This is a genomic window from Imperialibacter sp. (assembly GCF_048007035.1).
Taxonomy (GTDB): domain Bacteria; phylum Bacteroidota; class Bacteroidia; order Cytophagales; family Cyclobacteriaceae; genus Imperialibacter.
Genome location: NZ_CP180355.1, coordinates 603,961 through 626,808 on the forward strand (window position 1 = coordinate 603,961; position 22,848 = coordinate 626,808).

A 22,848-nucleotide genomic window follows, 5' to 3' on the forward strand; every position below is an offset into this window, starting at 1 on the left:
CATGACTACTTTAACACTAGAAAAGACATCCAAAAGCGACAAGGTCATCTTTTGGGTATTCACGAGCATTTTCGTGCTGTTCGATGGCGTGGGTGCTATCGCTTTCAATACAAAGCCAGCCATCGAGGGCATCGCTCACCTTGGCTTCCCCGATTTTTTTCGTGTTGAGCTTGGCATTGGAAAAATCATTGGAGGTGTTCTCCTTATTGTTCCGCAAGTACCTCACCGACTAAAAGAATGGGCCTACGTAGGATTTGGCATTTCCACACTTTCAGCGATTATAGGCCACCTGGCTGTGGACGGTAGCATGGAACATGTGTACCTGCCGCTAATTGTCCTGCTGGTGCTGGTCGTATCCTATGTATACTACCACAAGACCAGGGCATACTGAAAAACAAGAATTTGACGAGTTCATAATATCCAAGTTGACTAATGGTGCGGGTCTACCTGCGCCATTTTTTATTCCATAATGCCCCCACGTTGGTTCGTTTCCCAGGGCCTTTTGAATCAATTCGGTATTTTTTATTTACTCGAATCAAGCTGTTAAATTGCATAACAATCTTCAGCAATGACCGATATTCCGCTCGTTAACGGCGACTACCTTCTGCAAAAATTTCCTGGCAAGGGTGGCTGGACTTACGCTCAAATTCCGGAAGTACTCCAGGATAAAAGCTTCCCATTTGGGTGGGTTCGTGTGCGTGGAAGCATCGACGACTACGAGTTGAAAGGCTATAAGCTTGCACCAATGGGCAATGGCCAGCTTTTTCTGCCTGTAAAAGCTGAAATCAGGAAGAAGATTGGCAAGCAAGAGGGCGACACCGTAAGGGTCATCCTTTACAAAGACACACTTCCCCTTGAAGTGCCCCAGGAAATCATCGATTGCTTCTCAATGGAGCCACCAAAAGCCTACGAACACTTCAGGAAGTTCTCAGAAAGCGAACAAAAATACTACCTCCAATGGGTATATGATGCTAAAACGGAAGACACCAAAGCCAATAGGATCGTGAAAATGATGGATCGCCTGGCCGTAGGTAAAAAGATGTACGATCCGGATTAATGCGAATCCGAGCATGCCGAGTTTTTGATCCCTCTCAAGCTTCCATTAACGCATCTCCGTTGAGGAGGATGGGGCGAAAAATGGCGGCAGGTTGAGCGCCTAGCTAGTGCGTTAATTTTTCGATGATTTTTCGATCCGCCGAAGCGGGTTACTTTTCATCCCGGCGGGGAACCGCAAGGAAAAGTAACAGCCTGCCCGGCTTGAGGGCAAAACGATGGAACTGAAAGTATTGCAATTCGTATGTAACTTGTTTTTGATCTAATTATGAAAACGCCATGTCAAACATTGACCTCATCATCGAAGAACGTCCAGCCGACATCGGCCACTTTTTAGTAGGTCGCCTCCTCCCCTTCCGTGGCCGCCGCATGGTAGGCCCGTTCATCTTTATCGACCACATGGGCCCGGCCGTGATGGGGCAGGACGACAACCTGGACATTGGCCCGCACCCTCATATTGGACTTTCTACCCTCACCTACCTGTTCGAAGGACACGTAGTACACAGAGACACACTGGGCTCCCATATGGAAATCAATCCCGGCGAAGTCAACTGGATGACTTCTGGAAAAGGTATCGTACATTCAGAACGGACGCCGGAGTACCTGCGTCATGCAGGCAAAACATTGCACGGCTTGCAGATTTGGGTAGCGCTGCCCAAACACCTGGAGCAAATGGAGCCTGAGTTTTTCCACGTATCCAAAGACGACATCCCCACCTGGGAAAAAGACGGAGCCAGCTTCAAACTCATAGCCGGAGAGGCTTTTGGCAGAAAGTCGCCAGTGCCGGTTTATAGCCCTCTCTTTTTGCTTGAAATAAAGACTGAGACAAAAAGAACCATCGACATTAGCAAAGACCTTTTCGGCGAAGTAGGCTTGTATATTCTGGAAGGGCGGGTAGAAAACGAAGGCAACGTGCACGAGCCCAAACGTATCCTGGTAGCGAAAGACAGCAGCCTGTGTCATTTCGAAATGTATGAAAACACTACCGTGTATGTGTTTGGCGGAGAAGCCTTTGCTGAAACCAGACATATCTACTGGAACTTCGTTTCATCGGATCCCGAGCTGATAGAACAAGCAAAAAGAGACTGGCACGAGCAAAAATTCCCTCTCATCGAGGGAGAGACTGACATCGTTCAGTTGCCACCTCAAGCGTTTGGACTTAGGCCGAAGATGTAGGCTTAGACTTCAGATTACAAAAGTTTCATCGCACGCAGAAACGCTCGCAGCCTTTCAGAGCTGGTTCCTTCATTGGAGCCAGATTGTCTTTGCTAAACTTTTGTAATCTTGCCTAACGAAAGCGGCTCGCCTGAGTAAAGGTGTGGATTGTGGATTACTTCACCAGCGTCAACACCACTTTCCCAACATGCTCACTGCTTTCTACCAGCGCATGCGCCTGTGCTGCCTGTGCCAGTGGAAATGTTTTATAAACGATAGGTTTGATTGCCTTACTTTCCACTAAAGGCCACACGTGCTTTTCTAAATTGGCAGCGATGGCCCCCTTGAAGCTGCTTTCCCGTACCCGGAGCGTGGAACCTGTAATAGTCAGCCTTTTCACCATTACCCGCATCATATCCACCTGGCTGGTAGCACCTGCCATAGCGTTGATGATCAGGAGCCGTCCCTCCGTCGCCAGCAGGCCAATATTTTTTGGCGTATAGTCACCCCCTATCATATCGAGGATGATGTCCAGCCCCTTAGGTTCCAACGTCTTTATTACTTCGGCAAAGTCTTCCTTTTTATAGTTGATGCCTTTAGTCGCCCCTAGCTTCTCCACATAGGCGCATTTTTCGTCGGTACCCGCCGTAGCGTATACCCTACCGCCCAGCGCCTTCACCATCTGAATAGCTGCCACCCCGATGCCCGATGTGCCCCCATGCACCATAAAACTTTCGCCCGACTCAAAGCGGCCCCGGTCAAATACATTGGTCCATACCGTGAAAAAGGTTTCGGGAAGAGACGCCGCCTCTTCGAATGAAAGCCCCTCGGGAACGGGTAAACACTGCACACCTGATACACTCACATACTCCGCATAACCTCCTCCAGCAAGCAAAGCACATACTTTGTCGCCCCGCTTCCACCTCTTTTCGTTGGCACCCACCTGATCCACCACACCGGCCACCTCCAGGCCCGGTACATCAGCAGGCACGCCGGGAGGTGCAGGGTAGCGGCCTTCTCTTTGAATAATGTCCGGACGATTGACTCCGGCCGCAGCTACTTTGATCAAAACCTCATCTGGTTTGATCTCGGGAACAGGTCTCTCTGCTATATGTAACACTTCCGGTCCGCCCGGGAAAGTGATGATGATTGCTCTCATTGGCTCATTGTTTATTCATTGGTCAATTTAAGACGCAGATACGGAACGACCTCGGGCTTCCAAAATTTCTAATACTCTTCTCCAAAAAATGAATTTGGCTATTTGAAAATACATTGCATACCGATATATTGCATTACAACTTATTAACGATGTACTCATCCCAACTCCTCAAAGGCACCTATCAAACCGTGATTCTCAAACTATTGAACGAGAACAAACGGATGTACGGCTACGAAATCAGTCAGAGGGTAAAGGAGGAATCCAATGGAGAAATTCAGTTACCAGAAGGCTCACTCTACCCTATCCTTCACAAAATGACCGAAGAGGGTTTCCTGAAAATGGAGAAAGTGCATATTGGTCGGCGGGTGCGGCGCTACTACTCCATCACTAGGGCTGGCTCATCAGAAGCTATGGTGCGTATGGAGGAGCTGGAACGTTTCATGTCAACCATGAAGCTCTTGATGCAACCTAACTCCGGCACGGCATGAAACTGAAAGACGCACAAATCGAGCTGATCGAAGAGGATCTTCGTCGGAAAGGAGTCACCTTCGATCCCCTGCACGAAGACCTGGTTGACCATGTATGCAGCGAAATTGAGGAGAGAATGGAGAAAGGAGAGTCGTTTCGTAATGCTTATGACCGGGTGATGGACAGGTTTGAACAAAGAGGCCTGCCCGAACTCAATAAAGAAACAGTATCCATTTTAAGCCACTTTACCATGCTCAGCAATTTCCTTACCTCCTCCCTCCGTCTGTTCAAAAGAAACATGCTTTACAGCGCCATCAGGGTCATCGGGCTTTCGCTGGGCGTGGCTGCTTTGTTGCTTTCCCTGTTCTATTACAATTACGAGCAGTCGTTTGACTCTTTCCATCCTCAGGCTGATCATATTTACCGGATCGTCCGCACGACGGAAGCTGGCAAAGTGGCCACTACCACGTTTCCCCTGGCTGAAACCCTGCAAAACGAGTACCCGGAGCACCTGTTTACTCACTTTTTCAAAGACCGCTCCAAAACCTTGTTCCGAAAGGGTGACAAATCCTTTTATGAAGACAAAATGATCTGGGCCGACGCCAACTTTCTGAGCATTTTTCCATTCGATGGGTTTGAAGGAGATCCGGCCACTGCCCTTCGGGAGCCGTACAGTCTGGTATTAACAAGGGATGCCGCCGAAAAGTACTTCGACAAACCAGTTGAGCCCGGCGACCTCATCGAATTCAAGTGGAATGGTGACTTTTCAACCTTAAAAGTGACGGGCGTCATCGACCATTGGCCCGACAATATGCATATCAGCTTCGATTTCCTGCTGTCGTTTGCCACGGCGGAGTCAGTGTTTCCTGCAAGCATCACCGACAGCTGGAACATGAACTACTGCTACAGCTATGCAAAGCTTACTCCCGCTGTTAGCAAGCAGCAATTGGAAGAAAGCTTCCCGGCTTTTGTAGCCAAATATGTGAAAGACAACGAAAAGCCGGGCGAAGCCTACCTTGGATTTCTGCAGCCCGTACAATCCATTCACACCGATCCTTCTGTCATTACTAACTACGCCAATGTGATTGACCCCATTTACCCTCAGCTGGCTGTGGCAGTGGGTCTTTTGATCCTGATCATTACCTCCATCAACTTCGTAACATTGACGGTGGCACAGCTGCATGAACGAGCCAAAGAAGTGGGCATCCGCAGGGCGATTGGCGCATCGAGGGGGCAGGTGATTTCGCAGTTTGTATTTGAAACTTTCCTGCTCGTCACAGTTAGTTTCGTGCTCGCTCTTTTGATGCTACCAGCCAGCGTCCATGGGTTTAATTACCTGATGGTGTCTAAAGTAACGCTGGACCTAAGTCAGCACCTCTGGCTGCTCCTTGCCTTACCAGGCCTGATCATTGTTACCACCATCGTTACCGGGCTTTATCCCGCTATCTTATTTTCCAGATCCAATATTGCCGAGTCCATACAGTTGAAAAGAAGAAAGTCGGGTGTCTTCCTGAGAAAAGCCTTGCTCACCCTGCAGTACGTGTTTGCGTCAGCCCTGATCATTTTCTGCATTGTCATTTTCGAGCAAATCGACTATGTACAAAACCAGTCCATTGGCTATTCGAAAGACCAGATCGTGTACATTCCTCATGGCCGCCAAATCCGTGACAATCCGGACATCTTCAAAAATAGCGTTATGGCCAATCCGGCGATTGAAAATGTATCTCTTTCGTTTTACAAACCCACGGACGGCATTGGTAATACGATTGGCGTGACCTACAATGGACAGGAAGAGGTCAAAATAGCGGCGAACTCAGTAGACGAAGACTTCTTCACCACTTACAAAATTGATTTTCTGCAAGGTCACGGATTCGGGAAAGTGGCTGGCGGCGATACCCGGTCGTTTATCCTCAACGAAAGCGCCGTGAAACTACTGGGAATATCCGATCCCCTTGGAGCCTCGCTGGACACAGAATTCAACACCGGCGATCCTGGCGAACCGGTGGAAAAACGAAAAGGCAAAGTGATAGGTGTGATACCCGACGTCCACTTTGAGTCGCTCCATTCGACCATCAAGCCGATGATTTTCCTGGTCAAGCCCTACTGGTACTTCTATATCAACGTCAAGCTCGACGGCAACCGCATTCCTGAGGGGCTCGCTCACCTGGAAGCCACATGGTCAGACATGTTTCCTGAGTTTCCCTTTGAATACACTTTTCTGGATGACGAATTTGTGAGGCTCTACCAAACCGAAAAACGCCTCGCCGGCGGGCTTGGCGCCATGGCTTTGCTGGCACTGATCACCACCTGCCTGGGCTTGTTTGGCTACATAAGGTTTGCGACGCAGCAAAAAACCAAAGAGGTAGGGATTAGGAAAGTGCTCGGCGCCAGCTACGTGCACATCTCAAGCCTGTTCTCGAAACAGTTTCTCACCGCTATTCTCCTTGCCAGCGCCATTGCCTGGCCGGTTGGCTATTACGTTGCCAACGAGTGGTTGCAGAATTTCGGTTACCATGTCTCGCTGACAGCCACGCCATTCGTGGCCACGCTGGTCCTGCTGTTGGTCATTTCAACAGGTACCGTCTCCAGAGAACTGCTGCGTGTAATGAAGCTGGATCCAAGCAAGACCTTGCGGTACGATTAGTCGAGTACTCCAGCATCTCACATCCTAAATATCGGTCATTGCTTATATTAGCTGTTTGGTTAAGCGATTCACCCTGATGAGCATGCAATATCGGTTGGTCTTTTATTATTCCTGTCTGGCACTAACGGTTTTAGGCTGCACCGCTCCCGAAAAAAGTCTGAGAGATGAACTAGTTGCATTGGAGAGAGAAAGGGTGCTCACCGCAGCCGACGAATACATGTCGGCCGACATACAAACCATCAACGAAGTGACAAGCCCCCGCTCGGCTGGCGGCCCGCACGACTTCTACTCAGAGGGAGATTATTGGTGGCCTGACCCTGAAAACCCTAAGGGCCCGTACATCAGGAAGGATGGGCTCACCAATCCTGACAACTTCGTGGAGCATCGCAACCGCATGCGCCGATTGAGCCTCATCGTGCCCACTTTGGTCGCCGCCTGGACCATCACTCACAACGACAAGTATGCCGCAAAAGCTATCGAGCACACAAACGCATGGTTTGTGAACGAGGCCACCCGCATGAACCCCGACATGCTCTACAGCCAGGCTATTTACGGTCGGGTGACTGGCCGGGGCATTGGCATCATCGACGCTATTCATTTGGTAGAAGTAGTGCAAGCCTTGATGGTACTGGAAGAAAACGGTTTACTGAAAGATGATGCGCTGGAAAAAACCAAAGCCTGGTTTGCTCAATTCAACACCTGGATCACCACGCACCCTTACGGCATCGAAGAGCGGGACAATGGCAACAACCACAGCACCTGCTGGGCCATGCAGGTAGCACAGTATGCCACGTTTACAGGCAGCGACTCGCTACTGCTTGCTACTAAAGGCTTCTATGATCAAACACTGCTTCCACAAATGGCGGCTGACGGCTCCTTTCCTAAAGAGCTGGCCCGCACCAAACCCTACGGCTACTCGCTCTTCAATCTTGACGCCATGTACACCCTGCTGCATATCCTTGGCAGGCGCTACCCGGAAGTATGGCAGCATCCGGCGGGAGAGAGCCTCAACATAAGAAACGCCGTAGATTTTATGGTGCCTTACATTGCCGACAAAGCAACTTGGCCCTACGCACCCGACGTGATGTATTTCGAGGATTGGCCAATGCGCCAGGCAGCCCTGCTGTTTGCCTACATGGCCTATGGAGATGGCAAGTACCTTGAGACCTGGAAAGCCCTTCCGGCAGACTCCGAAGAAGATGAAGTGATCCGCAACTTCTTTGTCAGGCAACCGCTGTTGTGGGTGAAAGAATGATGACAGCGACTTTGCCGTAGTTAGGAGGCAATTAGCTGCATTTTTTATATATTGTATTGAATCAAAAGGCAAAACAAGTGAAGAACAGGCTCGTGTTAACTCTATTCATGTGTTTAGCGGCAACAGTTGCATTGTCTCAATCTGGCATAACACCGGGCACTGGCAACATAAAGCCCACGCCTGTACGACCCTTTGATACCCTCTCTTATTTGTCGCCTTTGAATATCCCTGGTAATAAAGTACATCCGTTCGTCTTCAAAAATTTTAACTCTGACAACGAGATAGATATTAACATTGCGGACGACCTGCCAGGCCAAATCGCAGAGTCATCCGACGACAGAATGCCCATGTTTGTGCCAAAAGGCGACTATACGATGCCCATTTTGACTCCGGGAGACAGCGCTAAAAACTATACACTCTTAAGGAAACACATCGAATAGGATGCCCTCAGGAACGGCTCCTGTTTATTTTTTTAGAAAAAACTCCCCACTGTTGTGACATTTCAACACCTCATGCGAATAATGAAGTAAAAGCACTAAAAAAACGCTTAAACTCAGCAAGGTGAAACGAACAGAACAACAGGAAGCCCTCTTTATAGACTACCTCGAAAGCTGCAAAAAGCTGATCGCCAAAGTAGCCAGGGTCTACTGCAAAGACGAAGAGGAGCGCAAGGATCTGATGCAGGACATCACCCTGCAGTTATGGAAAGCCTTTCCCAATTACGACGACACCTACGCCGTTTCCACCTGGACCTACCGAATCGCTCTTAACACGTCCATCTCTCACCTGAGAAAAGTAACGACAAGAAGTGCGGTGCAGGCAAGCAAATACAGCGAAGGAGAAATTATGCAGGTGCAGGCCGAAACGACAGATGAAAACCTGGAGCATCTTTACCGTGCCATCGACCTGCTCAAGCCTGTCGACAAGGCCATTGTGGTATTGCAACTGGAAGGATGCAGCAACAAAGAAATAGCAGAAGTCATGGGGCTCTCGGCATCCAACATCTCCACCCGAAAGCTGAGAATCAAAGAAGAGTTAAAATCACATTTTGAAACAACTAAATAAAAAGGTCATGGAATTTGAACAACTAACGAGCATATGGAACAACGCTAATCCAACGCTGGACCAAACGGTGAAAATCAACAAAGAGCTGGTAAAGACAATCAGCTTCAGTAAGGTGAAATCCAGTCTTTCAGAGATCAAATGGACAAGTATTGTCCAAATTGTGGTAGGCATCTGGTTCCTGGATTTTCTGCTGGGCTTTGCCTTCCGGCACCACGCCGAGCCCATGTTTCTCATCCCAGCCATTATGCTAATCGTCATCACGGTGTACAGCCTGATTTTTGACATTGGGCAGTTGGTTATGCTTTTCACGATCAACGCTAAGGCCTCGGTTGCAGAAGCCCAGCGGAAGCTGTCATCATTGAAAAAGCTTGAAGCCTATGACACTTATAGCCTGCTGGTCATCATACCACTGTTTTCGGCACCCTTCCTGATCGTAGCAGCGAAGGCGGGGCTGGCTATTAACTTGTACGATCTGGCAGGTCAATGGCTCATTTCATATGTAGCGGGCAGCGCTGTGGTGGCAGGCATTGTCGTTTTCTTCCTGCGGATGTTCCCCAACAAGGGGCTTCAGGAGTCTATTGACTTTTTGAAGGAGCTGAAAGAGGAAAAGTAAATATCGAAAAAAATGCCAGGAGCGAGAAAATTGTGGCAAATCACCCGAAAAAGATCGTAGGCACATCGGTTGAGTAATACCCAACTCTCGCTCTTTGCTACTTGCTGCCTGTGCGGCCAGAAACTTCGGAAGTCTTTCTTTTGTTCCATTATTAGTTAACTTTGTCTTGTGCAACAGAGACGACAGTTGGTATTCTTTAAGCATCACTTTAGGGACTTTTTTGAGCCTTTAAACGATAAGCTAAAGGACAAAATCGATCAAGTTCTGTTCATGATTCGGATTGCAGACAGAATTCCTGCTAAGTTCTTCAGGCACTTGACCGGAACAGATGGCCTATTCGAGATTCGTGTGGAGTTTCAAGGCAATATTTATAGAATCTTCTGCTGTTTCGACGAGGGCAACTTAGTTGTATTGTTTAACGGGTTTCAGAAGAAGTCTCAGAAGACACCAAAAAATGAAATCGACAAAGCGCTAAAAATCAAGAACGAATATTTTGAACTGAAGACTAAAACAAAATGAAAGAGCACATAACCACATTCGATGAGCACCTTGACGCCAGATATGGCGCCGTTGGAACTAAAGAGCGAGCAAATTTTGAGATCAAGGCCAAGGCTTTTGCAATTGGCGAAATAATTCGAGACGCCCGAAAAGAAGCACGTCTTACACAAGAGCAGCTTGCCGAGCTAACCGGAACCAAGAAAAGTTTCATTTCCAGAATTGAGAATGGACAGAGCGACATACAGCTATCCACACTCTACAGACTTATGGAAATAGGACTTGGCAAAAGAGTTACACTAACAATCGGCTGAAAAGAGCCACATGAATACTTTGACGGGAAAGGGCTTGATCAATAAAGAATCACGGTTGCAAATTGCACCCCTGTCACATTGAGTTTTTATTCATCGATCGTCCTTTGCTAAGCAACACTACCAAAGCAGGGCCAGGTTCTAACGGGAACTGAGGTACACTAAGAACTCCCACTGACGAATGGTTTCTCCACAAACCTACCCGATTTCCAGTTCTTGCCTGGTCGGGTAAAAAAATAGTAGCTTAGCTAGCATTTCCCGCTTTTTACCTTCATTAACAGAGACACCCTACTTTCAGTCACATGGCATTTTCAGAAGACTTCCTGTCGGCTCTTTTCTCTGAATTGCAAAATTATCAGCAACCGCTTTTTCCAAAATTCAACCACGGCCTTGCGCTTGAAGGGTAGCACCATATACCCTCTCCGGGGTATACTATTGCCTCATTCATAGACCTAAATTTGCCACCATACAAAATTTAGACTTATGAAAAAGCTATTAGTTCTCGCACTCCTATGCTTGCCTTTTTTAGGCTATAGCCAAATTGTCAATGAAAAAAATGTCAAAGACTGGGGCTATGGGGAAAATAAGATCAAGAAGGCACCAAAAAAGATTTATATAAAAGACTTTTTTGTCAACTACCAGGTATTATCGTCTAACTCAGAAACCACCACCAACTCCGATCTGGACAGAGCCACCTCGATGATGTCTGTGGGGCTGGTAGGCCTGGAGACTGAAGACTTTCAGGAAATTACAGATGCGGCCTACAAAAGAATGGTAGGCAAGCTGGCTGACGCAGGCTATGAAATAGTTGGAAGTGAAGAAGCTGGCAAAGCAGAAATGTTTCAGGATTATACCAAATTGACTGGTGGCACCCCAAGCCAGGCGCAAATTATTGGCTATATCTCAACAGCCCCAACAGGTTATGATTACTATGTAAAAAGAGTGACCAACAAGGGAAAAGCTAAAGATGCCTTTTTTGATGTTACACCTAAATTGTCAAAGGAGCTTGGCGATATTCCGGTACTGGAAGCCAACGTAAGTTTTCAGTTTGTGACCATTGACGGTAGTAGCTTCGCAGGAGCTGCCAAAATGAAAGGGAATGTCGACTTTGTATTGGCTGCCACAGCCATTGGCACTTCATCTGAAGGATTTTTTGGCTCAAAGATCGAAACTTCACCTACCATTGAAAGGGTCGTTTGGAAAGGCGGTGCAGTCGGCGCTGGTGCGCTGTCCATCATTCAATTCAGCCCTAAAAGTGATATCTCCATTGAAGGGGTAGTGGAGCAGAAAAAGTTTAAAGAATATGTTTCCAGCAATAGTTACAAGCCATCTTATGCAAACATTGTGATTACGCAGGAAAAGAAGATAGAAGTGAGCCACCAGGTAAAAGCAGACAGAGATGCCTATAAAACCAAATCGCTTCAAGCTTTAAATGAATATTTGGATCAAATGATCCAAAAACTAATTGATAGTGCAAACGGGTAGTTAACAGGAGCAGAAGTCAAAAGCGTGCCTTTCCAGGTACGCTTTTTTTATGATTTTTTCTTACGAAAAAATGCACGGAAGTCAGCTTAGAACTGCCCCTACCTCACCGGATGATACACCCTTTCCGCCGTGCGCAACACCTCGTCCTTGTCGAGGGTCATGTGTTTGGGCTGCTGATTTTGGAACCGCTCCAGTTGGTCTTTGAAGTGGGGCGAATCGGGATGCATGCTGGCGCCATAGGTGTTCACGGTTTCAATGATGGGCAAGCCCTCTTTTGGGTAGCGCACAAGGGCAATATAAGCATCGCCTGAAACGGCTTTGCGGGTGCCGTCGTCCTGCTGCCGGGAGTGAATGGCCGTCAGCGCATCGGGCAAGCCCCAGATAGGGTATGCCACACCACCCCGCACCAGCTTCTGCACGTCACCCAGGGCCACCGTGTCGCTGCCGAAATGCTCCATCATATAATCATGCACATATTGGTAAGTCGCCACCGCCTCCTCCTCTGGCAGAAATCCGGTAACGTTGCGATACTTGCTGTAAAGTTTGTAGTACATCAGCAGAAAGACGGCCGCTCCCCGGCTGTCCACAGTGGCTTTCCTGTCCCACTGCTGCAGGCTGTTGATCAAATTGGCCAGATCGGGATACCGACCTGCGTCCAGCGTCCAGAAGGCGTCAAGATTGATTTCGTACTGCAACTCCTGCGGTAACTGCTGGTCAAATTTGATCCGCTTGAAGGTATCGTAATCCAGCTTGTCCTCGGGCATAATCTCTGTTACCCGCTTACTGCGGTTATTATGGCGGCGGAAGAAGCCATCGTTGGGATCGAAGTTGGCCGTATCCAAGTTGTCGGCCGGAGCTGAGGCCAGAAATGGAGAGTGGTTGGTGTTGAAAAGATATCCCGCCCCCGGATTTACATACTGAGGCAACTCCTCTATGCCTTTGAATGCTGTCCAAAGGGTGGCCGAAGTGTTCCCTGGTAAAGTGCTGCCCCAATCGTACTGTGGATCGGGGTTGCGGCGGGGCAGCTTGCCATTGCTCACGTAAAAGATGGTGTCGTACCTGTCGGCATACACAATATTGAACATGGGAAGGCTGGTCATGCTTAGCGCCTGGTAGAACTCAGAGAAGTTCCTGGCTTTGTTCATCCTGTACCACTCCTCCAGGGCTTTGGCATCCATAAGCGCCGGCATCCGCACAGAAAAAGTGCCGTTTTCGGCCTTTACTGTGGGGCCATACACACTCCAGTAGGCCTTTTTGCCAATCCGAACAGGAATGCCCTTCACTTTCAGTTTTACCTTCTGCTTTTCAAGTTTCAGCCATTGGTCGTCAAACCGGTATTCGTTGCTGTTGGACGGGTTCATTTGCAGCTGAAACACATCCACCTTGTCGAACATATTGACAGTATGCGCCCAGCCCAGGTTTTCGTTGGTGCCGTGAAAAATAACGCAACCTCCCGGAAAAACGCCGCCAAGCATGTTCCAGCCCTCCTCACTTTGCACATGCGCCTCATAAAAAGCTACTGGCCCCTCCTGTGGCTGATGAGCGTTAATGGCCAGAAAAGCCTCGCCAGTTGTGGTCTTGCTCGGGTGTATGGCAAAAGCATTCGACCCCCGGGAATCGAAGCCAGGAAGGGCGGGCACCTTGCCTGCAAAGAGGTTGGACAGGGCACGATCGGCCCCGCTGAACACAGCCACTGAAAATACCACCGCCGACAGATAGTCCTTCTCGTCGGCCGGAAACACATGCTTGTTCAGCACTTCGTCGGGGTGAGCATCGGCATAGGCTTTTAACCCCTGGATATAGCCATTAATCAGGGCTTTGACCTCAGGACTAATCGTGCTCCACTGCTCCTCCACCAGCTGCCTGCACCTGAGCAGTTTGAAGGCATAGTCAGCCTTTGCTCCCTCCTTTCCAAGGTACGAGCCCAGCATTCCCTTGCTAATAAGTGCCACCTGCTGAATGGTTTCAAAATCATCCTCGGCATGAGCCCAGGCCAGGCCATAGGCCACTTCAGGGTCGGTCGGCGCAAAAATGTGAGGCACGCCGTAAGCATCCCGGGCAATGGTGATGTTCGCTGGGTTGATTTGCGCTTGTACTACATAGGCAGCAAATAGAAAGGGAAGGATGATGTATCTCATGTTTTAGTGAATCGTACTATTCCAGACTAAAAGTAGCAACAAAATGTTTGAAACGGTTGGCCATTCTGGCATGTGCCGCAGTACTTCTTTTTCTCCCTTGTTATTTGGCTAGCTCCCGGTGCCAATGCGTAATAAATGTTTTCAAACGGTATTTTTATTACAATAATATCTATCATTTATTTCGCTATGGAGCGGAAGAAAACCAAGGGCATACGCCCTGTTCAAACAAACTGAGAGCTATGAATGAATGTAATTCATGGTACGGCGCAACGGAAATATGAATACTTATCCTCGCTCAAATCTTTCGTTCACATTTTACTACACCACCCAAATGAAGATAGGTGATGCAACCGACCGCATCACCTTAGCAACCCGCTCTCAATAGCCTCCAAAATTCCGATCACCCTATAAATAGAGCCGAAAATACCTCATCAAGAACCTTTCAAAAAATATCTTTTGCTTACCTCATAAATATCTCGATAAAAGCTGCGTAGCTTTGCATCCGAATTCAGAAAAAGGGAAATTCTGAATCATCCAAACCATAAGATGAAAAACAAATTTTTGACCGGTCTGGCGACACTAGGTGTTGCCGTTTTATTCCTTTCAAGTTGCGAGGAAGTACCGCAGGTCGAAGCGGATGCTGCAACAGCAGCAGTAAACGAAGCGAAAGCTTCAGGTGCAGATACTTACGTATCTGAAAGTTACGTGGCACTTTCTGATTCTTTGAAATCAGTAATGGCAGAAATCGAAGCTGAGAATTCTAAATTCTTCAAAAAATTCGGACCACAAAAAGAGAAGCTTGTAAAAATCACCGAACAGGCTGCTGTTGTGAAGCAAGCATCCGAAACTCGTAAGGCGGAGATCAAAACACAAGTAGCGGCACTAGCTGAAGAAGTTAAGGCGCTGATCGAAACAGGTCGTCAACTGGCTGCTGTTGCTCCAAAAGGCAAAGAAGGTGCAGCCGCTGTAGATGCGATCAAAGAGGAGCTGACAGTTGTGGAAACTACTATTGGCGAAGCGTCAGCCCAAGCTGAAAAAGGTGAGTTAATGCCAGCCCTTGACAAAGTTAAAGCGGCAAAAGAGAAGGCAACTTCTATCAACACTGAGCTTCAGACTGTCATCGACAAATACAAAGGCGCTAAGAAATAATCTTCTTACCAAGATGAACCAGGGTTGCATTCGTCCTCACAACGGAAGAATGCAACCTTTTTTATACCACAAAGAATGAAAAGGAGGCTCCTTTTTGTATTTCTTGCCTTAATAGTATTGACTGTCTCTACAGTTTCAATTTTTATTTATTTAAAAAAGGAGACACCACTAAAAGCTATCCGCAAAGCGACAGAGGCAATATCTCTTGCTGAGAAGGAGAAATCTCTGGCGTACGCAAATGTACCCTTTCAACAAGCCAAAGTTTATTATGATTCTGCCATGATATACTGGCAAATGGAAAACCAAAAATGGTTTTTCCAGAGAGCCTTTGATATCTCAATCGACTATGCTGAGAAGTCTACCAGGTATGCTGAGGAAGCAGTTTCCAGAAGTAAAAAATCCTTACAAGAGATCAAGACGCTCCAAGCTCAGCAAATAACCGACTTAAACGAAACAGTAGCGCATTTCGAGGCTACCTATAAAAAAATACCCCTGGCCCCTGTGCTCAGACAGGAGTGGACAAAAGGACGAATATTGCTGGGAGAGGGTATCCTTGCTTACAAAGATGAAAATTACCTCAAAGCAATTGATAAACTGGATTCAGCCTACGTTTTGATTCAGAAAGTATATCAGTATCCGGAGGGCATTCTTGAAGAGTATTTCAGCAGTCTACCCAGATGGGTTCAGGAAGAGAAAGAGATCAAAGCTCGCTCCGGAAGAGAAAAGAAGATTTTCCTTGTCGTGGACAAGTATAACCGTGAGCTGAAAGTGTATAAAAATGGAAGCGTTCAGACTACCTATGAGGTTGAGCTTGGGCCCAACTGGGTGGGCGACAAGCAGCTTCAGGGAGACAAGACAACACCGGAGGGGCTTTATAAAGTATTAAAAAAGAAGCATGAGAAGGACACCAAATACTTTAGGGCCTTGCTGTTGGACTACCCGAACGAGGATGACAAGGCACGATTTGAGGACAATCAGAAGCAAGGCATAGTCAACGCAAAAGCCAAAATAGGAGGCTTGATCGAGATACATGGCAATGGCGGTAAGGGAATTGACTGGACAGAAGGATGCATAGCCCTGAGAGACAAAGAAGTTGACAAACTTTTTGAACTGTGCTCAGTAGGTACTGAGGTTTTAATAGTTGGGTCGTTGACACCTATAAAGGAAATGGGCAAATGATAGACTTCTTGAAATCAGAATGGAATAAGATCCGGGGAGCATCGAAGTTCACCGTCATTCTCACTATTTCTGTCTTATTGCTGATGATCTTTTTCCTTTTCTTTTACCCCAACATAGTCAGGAAAATGACTCTTAAACCCCAGGGCCAATTTCCAGGCTATGATGCCAGCGCTGTTATTCTTGAAAAGGCGAAGATCTCAGCCGATATCCAACAACTGGACAAGCAACTTTCCAACAAGGTTCCAAAGTCCTTTTATATGGTAATCAATACCTCGAGCAATGAGTTCTACCTGTACAAAAACACCGAATTAGTAAAAAGGGATAAATGTTCGACAGGCAGCTATGTGCTTCTAAAAAACGGCGACAACCAGGAATGGATGTTTAAAACACCGAAGGGAGAGCTCAAAATACGGAATAAAAACACCTCCCCTGTATGGAAGAAGCCTGATTGGGCTTTTGTGGAAGAAGGTCTTCGGGTTCCCTCACCGAACCATTCGTCAAGGTTTGAGTATGGTGTACTTGGTGATTACTCTCTAAGCCTGGGTCAGGGTTATCTTATCCACGGCACCTTGTACCAGCGTTTTCTTGGGCTTCCGGTTACTCATGGCTGTGTGCGGCTAAACGATGAAAACCTGGAATTGATTTACAAGAAGATGGCAATTGGGTCAAAAGTTTTTATTTTCTAAGATGAAAAAGGGACTTGTTATTTCCATTCCGTTGTTGATTTTTTGGATCATTTGGCTCACCTGGAGGGCACTGGCACCTGCCAATAGTCTGAAAAAACTCGAGCAATTTGCGCTAAGCACTTCAGATGCTGCCTATGATTCCATTTACAGTCATCCCGATTTAATAGAAATAACAAGAGAAGCGCAGTTCAAGCGGAGTTTGCTAGCCCTCAAGAAGGATTCTATTCACTTGATCGTTGACCTCAAAGACTCAATGGTTGGACTGTACATCAACGGTGTGATCATCCATCGCATAAAGCCAGACACCTACTACCTTGACCCTGTGCTTTCGAACCTCTCCAACAGAGCGTATATGAGCTTGTTTGGGCCAATAATTCCCATTTCAACGGACACAGCCAGTATTGTGAAGGAGCCCGTTGTGGTGAGGCAAGCCCCCAAAGACACTATTGAGGCGGCATCGAACGCCTACAAGCCAGACACACTCATGCAAAACCCGGCTTTTTGGCTCATTCAACTTCCAGGAGAAATTGACCTTGTCTTCAGCCAGGCAACGGACAAAACCCCGCTGGATACAGAGGTAAGAGATCAGTTCAATGAATTTATTCGGAGCCGGTACCATGGGGAGTCATTATCCAGGTTTCTTCACCTGAGTAAGTCAACCTCTCCTGTACAAATCCTGGTCTCGATGCCTGTCGACGACCTAAGAGCTATATACCGGGCTTTACCGGTAAATGGGAAGCTCGTGTTACGTTACTGATTTTCTTCTTTACCCCCAATCTGGCATATTGCGCCTCATCAAAAGAGGGTGCTACAATGTTGGTTTACCAGGCAAACATTGATGCCATTTCAAGTGATGTTCCTTAAATTGATCGGGCAATGAACGTAGATTTCCAAACCCAAGTCCAATCTATCCGAAACATGAAAAGACACCTCCCCCTATTAATAGCCATCGTTGCCTTGGCCTGCACCTCATCGCCAAAAGAAGCTAAGCGCTACGATGTGGGCCAAATCATTACTCCTCACGGCGAAATGCTCTTTTGGCTCTACGACGACACCCCCGCCCACAAGGCAAGCTTCATCAAACTGGCCAATGAAAACTACTGGGACAGCCTGAGCTTCAACCGGGTGATCGAGAATTTTGTCATCCAGGGCGGCTGCCCCGACACTCCCGAGGGTTTTAGCGATTCGCCTTACCTGCTTGATCCTGAAATCAAACCCACCCACAACCACGTGTATGGCGCTGTGGGGGCTGGCAGAGACGGCAACCCCGAAAAGCTGTCAGCTGGCTGCCAGTTCTATATTGTGCACCGCAAAGACGGGATTCCACGGCTCGATGGGGACTACACCATCTTCGGACAGGTATTCAAAGGGCTCGATGTGCTCAACAAAATAGCGACCACGGAAACGGACTCTCTGGATGCGCCACTGGATCGGGTGCCGCTGGATGTGAACATCATCCAGATGACTGAAGAAGAGCTCAGGGAAAGCGGGTTTGAGCTGAAAACTGAATAGCAAAAACAGATGGAACAGCTTTTTCGCTATACCGACAAAGACTTTCAGGACTTAACCATGAAAGATTGGCTGAGCGACAAAGCAACCGCCTTGCAGCCAATCGCAGTAAAATGGTTCAATGAGATCAAAAGCTGTGGAGATGACGTCCAGGGTATTTTCCATGACGGCTATCCGCAGGGCTGTGTGAGCAAAACGCCGTTTGCCTACGTTAACATTTTCAAATCTCATGTGAACGTAGGCTTTTTTTATGGAGCCTACCTGCCCGACAGGCGAGGACTGCTGGAGGGTAGCGGAAAAAGAATGCGGCATATTAAGCTAAAACCAGAGGCATCGCATGATGATGCTGAAATAAAAACCCTTATAAAAGACTCCTACCTCGATATCAAAAGACGACTCATGCAGGGTGATTGCAAGCCTTGCCAAAGCCTGAGGCATATCGACGCAACCCCAATGCTCATGGAAGCATCTTACTGGTGAAAATTAACCCTCACAAACAATGACTACAAAAGTACTACAGGAACCCAGCATCAACGTGAAACACAAACTCTCGGCCTTGTGGGCGTCAGTCATGTTTTGCTACGTATATGGTGACTATTTTGAGCTATACGTGCCCGACAAAGTCAACGGGCTCCTTACCGGTGACACTATTTTAGACACTCCTGCAAAATTACTGACTGCCTCAGTCGTGCTGGCTATTCCTGCACTAATGATTGGCCTCTCCCTTCTTCTTAAAGCCTCTATTAGCAGGATTGTCAATATCATTTTTGGGACTTTTTTCACGCTGATGATGCTCCTTATAGCCGTTACCTCAATCACTCCCTGGTACAGCTTCTATGTCTTTCTGGCAGTTACGGAAAGCATCATTACCATATTCATCGTCATTTATGCCTGGACGTGGCCCAGAGAAGACAAGGCAGCGACAGTATAGCTCACGATTACCAAGACCGTCCTTGTGCAACTTCGAATGAGCTGTCAGATCACCAGAGGCCTGGCTATTTCCAAAAATTGGCAACAAACTCAGCTGAGTGCCCCTCAGGCGCAAAGCATCCGTGTGTACTTAAGCCCTACACCCCGTCCTTATGTGTGTCTTCACACATTTTCTTGCACACCAGCCCTGTTCATTTTCCGGAAATTGGTGGTAGATTAACGGGATGATCGAAGAGGAGATATTACAGAGCATATGAGAACAATCATCATCATTTTTTCTTTATGTATAGTGATCTCCTGTACTAGCCAATACGAAAAGGATGAAAGGGATATTGGCAATATGAAAACTGTCTACTTTAATCATTTCAATAACACGGACTCTGTTTTTTGGACAGGTGATGATGGAGATCAATTTGCTGAAATATCTCAAGGCAGATATTACTTTGAATCTCTTGATTCGAGTGCCAGGTTCAATGCTCCTCCTTTCAACATTGATAGTGCTGACAATTTTTTAATCGAATTAGCGATAACCGGGCCAGATAGCGAAGACTCCGCATTTTATGGGCTCATCTTTGGCAACCTTGATCAGGATGATGAATTTATTGAATTGCGGTTAAACAATGTTGGAGAGTATCATATCACCTCAAGTGAACTTCTGGCAGAAGGAACCTACAATAACCAAATTAACACCAAACTGAAGAAACTAACAGTTATCTACAGGGACTTAGATGCATACTTTCTTATAGATGACACAGAGATTTTCAAATATCCAATTCAACACTATAGCAAGCTAAGAGCAGGGCCAATCACTGCAAAAGGTTCCGCAATTTGGATGGATTTCTTTAAAGTAAAAAAGGAAACAGCTCCGTAACATTCAATATTAAACCATGGGGGATCAGCGCCAGAAAACCCTCTTTTACCTCTTCCCCTTGGCGCAAAGCGCCCGCCGGCCAGCGCAGGCTTGTGCTTAATCCCTACATCCCGTCCTTATGTGTGTCTTCACACATTTTCCAGCACATTGTTACCAAATAACCTATAGCCCACGGCTTGGAAGTAACAGCCCTTACCAAACAACCTACAGCCATTAGCAAAAAGCATACACGTGTCACAAAAAACATAACAGCTGTCGCTTCGGAGGTGGAAGAGGTCACCAAAAAGCATACACGTGTCTCAAAAAACTAACAGCTATTTGCCCGGAGTTAACAGGTGTGACCAAAAAGATGACAGCTGTCACAAAAATCAGGGGGAGGGGGTATCTGGAAGGGGGGTACCCCCCTCTGCGAGGGGGTAGAAGGCACTTTTTTGTGCGTTTGCGGTTTGCATAGCTCCGTACTGCTATCAAAAAAAGAAGTGGGTTCGACAAAAAGATGAACCAGTTCGGTAAAATGAGAGGACGGCTCCGTTCGGAAGGAAGAAGGTTTCGTGAAAAAGCTGAACTGGGTCGGTAAAATGGGAGGACGGCTCCGTTCGGAAGGCAGAAGGTTTCGTGAAAAAGGTGAACTGGGTCGGTTCGGAAGGGAAATGGTTCGGTAAAAAGTTGAACCAGTTCGGCTCTGAAGTGGGTAAGTTCGGTTTCGAAGTGGGTTACCTCACTTCAGAATGGTTGAAAAGGTTTTTTTTGGGATGGAAATGGATTGCGCCGAACCCCGACTTCCATGAATTGATGTAAATTGATAGATTAACAATGGAGGAAGTTTTTCGGACATTATTCATTGGGCTGAATTAATCAAAAATGAAAATCGTTTCATGGAACTGTAATGGCGCATTTAGAAGAAAGTTTGAGTATATATCAAAACTCAATGCGGATATTTACATTATCCAGGAGTGTGAAGACCCTACTCAATCCAACCACTTCGGCTATATGGAGTGGAGTAGCAACTACCTGTGGATCGGAGATTCAAAAAACAAGGGATTGGGCATATTCGCCAAACCAGAAATTGAGATCACACCACTAGACTGGCCCAATACATTCAGAGATCATTCAGTGAAATACTTTTTGCCTTGCGTTGTAAACAAAGAATTCCAATTATTGGGTGTTTGGGCTCACGGCAACAAGTCTCCCAACTTTGGATATATCGGGCAATTCTGGAAATACCTTCAAACTAATTTCGAATTGTTTGATAAGATCATCATCGCCGGGGACTTCAACAGTAATGCCATCTGGGATGAATGGGATCGCTGGTGGAACCATACCGATGTGCTTAACACTCTTCAGAAAAAAGGCATTTTGAGCCTCTACCACCTAATGAGAGGTGAAGAGCAAGGGAAAGAATTTACACCCACATTCTTCCTTCAAAAGAACCCGGGCAAGCCTTACCACATAGATTATTTCTTTGCAAGTGAAGACTTCCATGCGCCAAAGCAATTTCAGATCGAACCTCATGAAAAATGGATTAGAATCAGCGATCATGTTCCATTGGTTTTGGAAACCTGAAATAGAGAATAAAAAAGCATCTTTGTATGAAGTAATTAATACTCTTTTACCGTAGAATCCCCGTTAGAATAAATTTTAAGATATTCGTATTAGATTGAATGACGTTAAAAACGAATAGCGCCTTTATCTCATTTGATTTTTCACTATGGACAAATTCTTCAAGTTTAAATATGACGACCTTTTCAATCCGACCTTAAGGGCTCTGAAAAATTTGGGTGGATCGGGTGCAGTCAGCGAAATTGAGGAACAGGTGATTTCAATCCTTAATCTGTCCGAAGCAGCGGTTAATGAAATTCATCGAGAAAGCACTACAAAACTTACTTATCGTCTTGCTTGGGCCCGCAATTACCTAAAACGGTACGAACTACTTGAAAACTCAGCCAGAGGTGTTTGGGCTTTGACCGAGGCAGGCCAAAACACGACAGAGGTTGATAAAGAAAAGGTCAAAAAAGTAGTTGTCAAAAAAGATAAAGAGGAACGATCCAAAAAGGAGATTAAGTCGAAGGATGAACCAGAACTAAAAGAGAAAACCGAAGAGTTAGAAGAATTCAGTTGGCAAGACTCGTTAATTGAGACCATGCGAGGAATTCATCCTGATCAATTTGAGCGGCTTTGTCAACGTCTATTAAGGGAGCTAGGATTTGTGAATGTTGAAGTCACCGGCCGGACAAATGACGGAGGAATTGACGGTAAAGGAATTATCAAACTGGGAGGAGTGCTGTCTTATCACGTTGTTTTCCAAGCCAAACGTTATCAAGGTTCGGTTTCCTCTTCTGTAATCAGAGATTTCAGAGGCGCAATGAGTGGAAGAGCAGATAAGGGATTAATACTTACAACCGGAAGCTTTTCGAGAGAAGCAAAAAAAGAAGCAACACGAGACGGGGCAACTCCAATCGACTTGATTGACGGAAATGAATTTGCAGAAAGACTGAAGGAATTGGGCTTAGGAGTTACGGTAGAAATGGTTGAAGAAGTAAAAATAAAATCTGACTGGTTCAAGAATTTGTAGCTCAGCGCTAATGCAGCCTGAGTCTTGTATTATTCCTACTAATTGGTTGTGCAACAGCCACGGACGCTTGAACTATTGTGGAGTCATCACCCACCACTCAATCCTCTGCGA

Annotated in this window: 24 protein-coding genes; 22 read left to right on the forward strand and 2 right to left on the reverse strand. The window is 46.7% G+C overall.

What is annotated here, in order from left to right:
- The first annotated feature begins 1 nt into the window (after window position 1).
- The 3 genes from ACMVP2_RS02720 to ACMVP2_RS02730 all read left to right on the forward strand — a co-directional run bounded on the left by ACMVP2_RS02720 (window position 2) and on the right by ACMVP2_RS02730 (window position 2,229).
- A complete protein-coding gene (locus ACMVP2_RS02720) occupies window positions 2-391 on the forward strand; it encodes a DoxX family protein (protein WP_416866610.1) in 390 nt (129 codons plus the stop codon).
- A gap of 177 nt (window positions 392-568) precedes the next feature.
- Window positions 569-1,057 (forward strand): DUF1905 domain-containing protein, encoded by a 489-nt coding sequence (locus ACMVP2_RS02725; RefSeq protein WP_416866611.1) that lies wholly within the window; start codon window positions 569-571, stop codon window positions 1,055-1,057.
- Window positions 1,058-1,332: 275 nt separating this feature from the next.
- Window positions 1,333-2,229, forward strand: coding sequence for a pirin family protein (locus ACMVP2_RS02730; protein WP_416866612.1), 897 nt, complete (start codon window positions 1,333-1,335; stop codon window positions 2,227-2,229).
- A 154-nt stretch (window positions 2,230-2,383) separates the two neighbouring features.
- Here ACMVP2_RS02730 and ACMVP2_RS02735 read toward each other — a convergent pair whose 3' ends face one another.
- Window positions 2,384-3,367, reverse strand: a complete 984-nt coding sequence (locus tag ACMVP2_RS02735; protein WP_416866613.1) for an NAD(P)H-quinone oxidoreductase — start codon at window positions 3,365-3,367, stop codon at window positions 2,384-2,386.
- 149 nt (window positions 3,368-3,516) lie between these two features.
- Between ACMVP2_RS02735 and ACMVP2_RS02740 the strand changes: the two genes are divergently transcribed.
- The 9 genes from ACMVP2_RS02740 (at window position 3,517) to ACMVP2_RS02780 (ending at window position 11,703) form a co-directional block, all read left to right on the forward strand.
- Window positions 3,517-3,855: a PadR family transcriptional regulator gene (locus ACMVP2_RS02740; protein ID WP_416866614.1), complete on the forward strand. Its 339-nt coding sequence runs from the start codon at window positions 3,517-3,519 to the stop codon at window positions 3,853-3,855.
- On the forward strand, window positions 3,852-6,479 hold the full coding sequence (locus ACMVP2_RS02745) for an FtsX-like permease family protein (protein ID WP_416866615.1): 2,628 nt from the start codon (window positions 3,852-3,854) through the stop codon (window positions 6,477-6,479). The genes ACMVP2_RS02740 and ACMVP2_RS02745 overlap by 4 nt, the downstream gene beginning before the upstream one ends.
- An 82-nt stretch (window positions 6,480-6,561) precedes the next feature.
- Window positions 6,562-7,734 carry an alginate lyase family protein gene (locus ACMVP2_RS02750; RefSeq protein ID WP_416866616.1) on the forward strand — a complete coding sequence of 391 codons (1,173 nt, stop codon included), beginning with the start codon at window positions 6,562-6,564 and terminating at the stop codon, window positions 7,732-7,734.
- Between the two features lie 77 nt (window positions 7,735-7,811).
- The gene (locus ACMVP2_RS02755; RefSeq protein ID WP_339789018.1) at window positions 7,812-8,174 is read left to right on the forward strand and encodes a hypothetical protein; all 363 of its coding nucleotides are present in this window, start codon (window positions 7,812-7,814) and stop codon (window positions 8,172-8,174) included.
- Window positions 8,175-8,295: 121 nt separating this feature from the next.
- A complete protein-coding gene (locus ACMVP2_RS02760; RefSeq protein WP_339789015.1) occupies window positions 8,296-8,799 on the forward strand; it encodes a sigma-70 family RNA polymerase sigma factor in 504 nt (167 codons plus the stop codon).
- Window positions 8,800-8,806: 7 nt separating this feature from the next.
- Window positions 8,807-9,412: a hypothetical protein gene (locus ACMVP2_RS02765; protein ID WP_339789012.1), complete on the forward strand. Its 606-nt coding sequence runs from the start codon at window positions 8,807-8,809 to the stop codon at window positions 9,410-9,412.
- Between the two features lie 168 nt (window positions 9,413-9,580).
- Window positions 9,581-9,931, forward strand: coding sequence for a type II toxin-antitoxin system RelE/ParE family toxin (locus ACMVP2_RS02770; protein WP_339789009.1), 351 nt, complete (start codon window positions 9,581-9,583; stop codon window positions 9,929-9,931).
- Complete coding sequence (locus ACMVP2_RS02775) at window positions 9,928-10,221, forward strand: helix-turn-helix transcriptional regulator (protein ID WP_339789006.1); 294 nt, start codon at window positions 9,928-9,930, stop codon at window positions 10,219-10,221. The genes ACMVP2_RS02770 and ACMVP2_RS02775 overlap by 4 nt, the downstream gene beginning before the upstream one ends.
- A gap of 480 nt (window positions 10,222-10,701) precedes the next feature.
- On the forward strand, window positions 10,702-11,703 hold the full coding sequence (locus tag ACMVP2_RS02780) for a hypothetical protein (protein WP_339789003.1): 1,002 nt from the start codon (window positions 10,702-10,704) through the stop codon (window positions 11,701-11,703).
- A 98-nt stretch (window positions 11,704-11,801) separates the two neighbouring features.
- Here the strand turns inward: ACMVP2_RS02780 and ACMVP2_RS02785 are convergent, their stop codons facing one another.
- Window positions 11,802-13,841 (reverse strand): penicillin acylase family protein, encoded by a 2,040-nt coding sequence (locus ACMVP2_RS02785; RefSeq protein WP_416866617.1) that lies wholly within the window; start codon window positions 13,839-13,841, stop codon window positions 11,802-11,804.
- 546 nt (window positions 13,842-14,387) lie between these two features.
- On the opposite strand from ACMVP2_RS02785, the gene ACMVP2_RS02790 reads away from it, so the two are divergent.
- The 10 genes from ACMVP2_RS02790 (at window position 14,388) to ACMVP2_RS02835 (ending at window position 22,737) form a co-directional block, all read left to right on the forward strand.
- Window positions 14,388-14,990, forward strand: a complete 603-nt coding sequence (locus tag ACMVP2_RS02790) for a DUF2291 family protein (protein ID WP_416866618.1) — start codon at window positions 14,388-14,390, stop codon at window positions 14,988-14,990.
- A gap of 75 nt (window positions 14,991-15,065) precedes the next feature.
- Window positions 15,066-16,169, forward strand: coding sequence for a L,D-transpeptidase family protein (locus ACMVP2_RS02795; RefSeq protein WP_416866619.1), 1,104 nt, complete (start codon window positions 15,066-15,068; stop codon window positions 16,167-16,169).
- The gene (locus tag ACMVP2_RS02800) at window positions 16,166-16,855 is read left to right on the forward strand and encodes a L,D-transpeptidase (RefSeq protein ID WP_416866620.1); all 690 of its coding nucleotides are present in this window, start codon (window positions 16,166-16,168) and stop codon (window positions 16,853-16,855) included. Before ACMVP2_RS02795 ends, ACMVP2_RS02800 begins: the two co-directional genes overlap by 4 nt.
- A 1-nt stretch (window position 16,856) precedes the next feature.
- The gene (locus ACMVP2_RS02805; protein ID WP_416866621.1) at window positions 16,857-17,612 is read left to right on the forward strand and encodes a hypothetical protein; all 756 of its coding nucleotides are present in this window, start codon (window positions 16,857-16,859) and stop codon (window positions 17,610-17,612) included.
- A gap of 161 nt (window positions 17,613-17,773) precedes the next feature.
- Window positions 17,774-18,367: a peptidylprolyl isomerase gene (locus ACMVP2_RS02810; RefSeq protein ID WP_416866622.1), complete on the forward strand. Its 594-nt coding sequence runs from the start codon at window positions 17,774-17,776 to the stop codon at window positions 18,365-18,367.
- 9 nt (window positions 18,368-18,376) lie between these two features.
- Window positions 18,377-18,844: a DUF5655 domain-containing protein gene (locus tag ACMVP2_RS02815; RefSeq protein ID WP_416866623.1), complete on the forward strand. Its 468-nt coding sequence runs from the start codon at window positions 18,377-18,379 to the stop codon at window positions 18,842-18,844.
- A gap of 19 nt (window positions 18,845-18,863) precedes the next feature.
- Window positions 18,864-19,295: a DUF6326 family protein gene (locus ACMVP2_RS02820; RefSeq protein ID WP_416866624.1), complete on the forward strand. Its 432-nt coding sequence runs from the start codon at window positions 18,864-18,866 to the stop codon at window positions 19,293-19,295.
- Window positions 19,296-19,547: 252 nt separating this feature from the next.
- Window positions 19,548-20,165, forward strand: a complete 618-nt coding sequence (locus ACMVP2_RS02825; protein ID WP_416866625.1) for a hypothetical protein — start codon at window positions 19,548-19,550, stop codon at window positions 20,163-20,165.
- An 861-nt stretch (window positions 20,166-21,026) separates the two neighbouring features.
- Window positions 21,027-21,728, forward strand: a complete 702-nt coding sequence (locus ACMVP2_RS02830) for an endonuclease/exonuclease/phosphatase family protein (protein ID WP_416866626.1) — start codon at window positions 21,027-21,029, stop codon at window positions 21,726-21,728.
- Between the two features lie 145 nt (window positions 21,729-21,873).
- The gene (locus ACMVP2_RS02835) at window positions 21,874-22,737 is read left to right on the forward strand and encodes a restriction endonuclease (RefSeq protein WP_416866627.1); all 864 of its coding nucleotides are present in this window, start codon (window positions 21,874-21,876) and stop codon (window positions 22,735-22,737) included.
- Window positions 22,738-22,848: the final 111 nt, after the last annotated feature.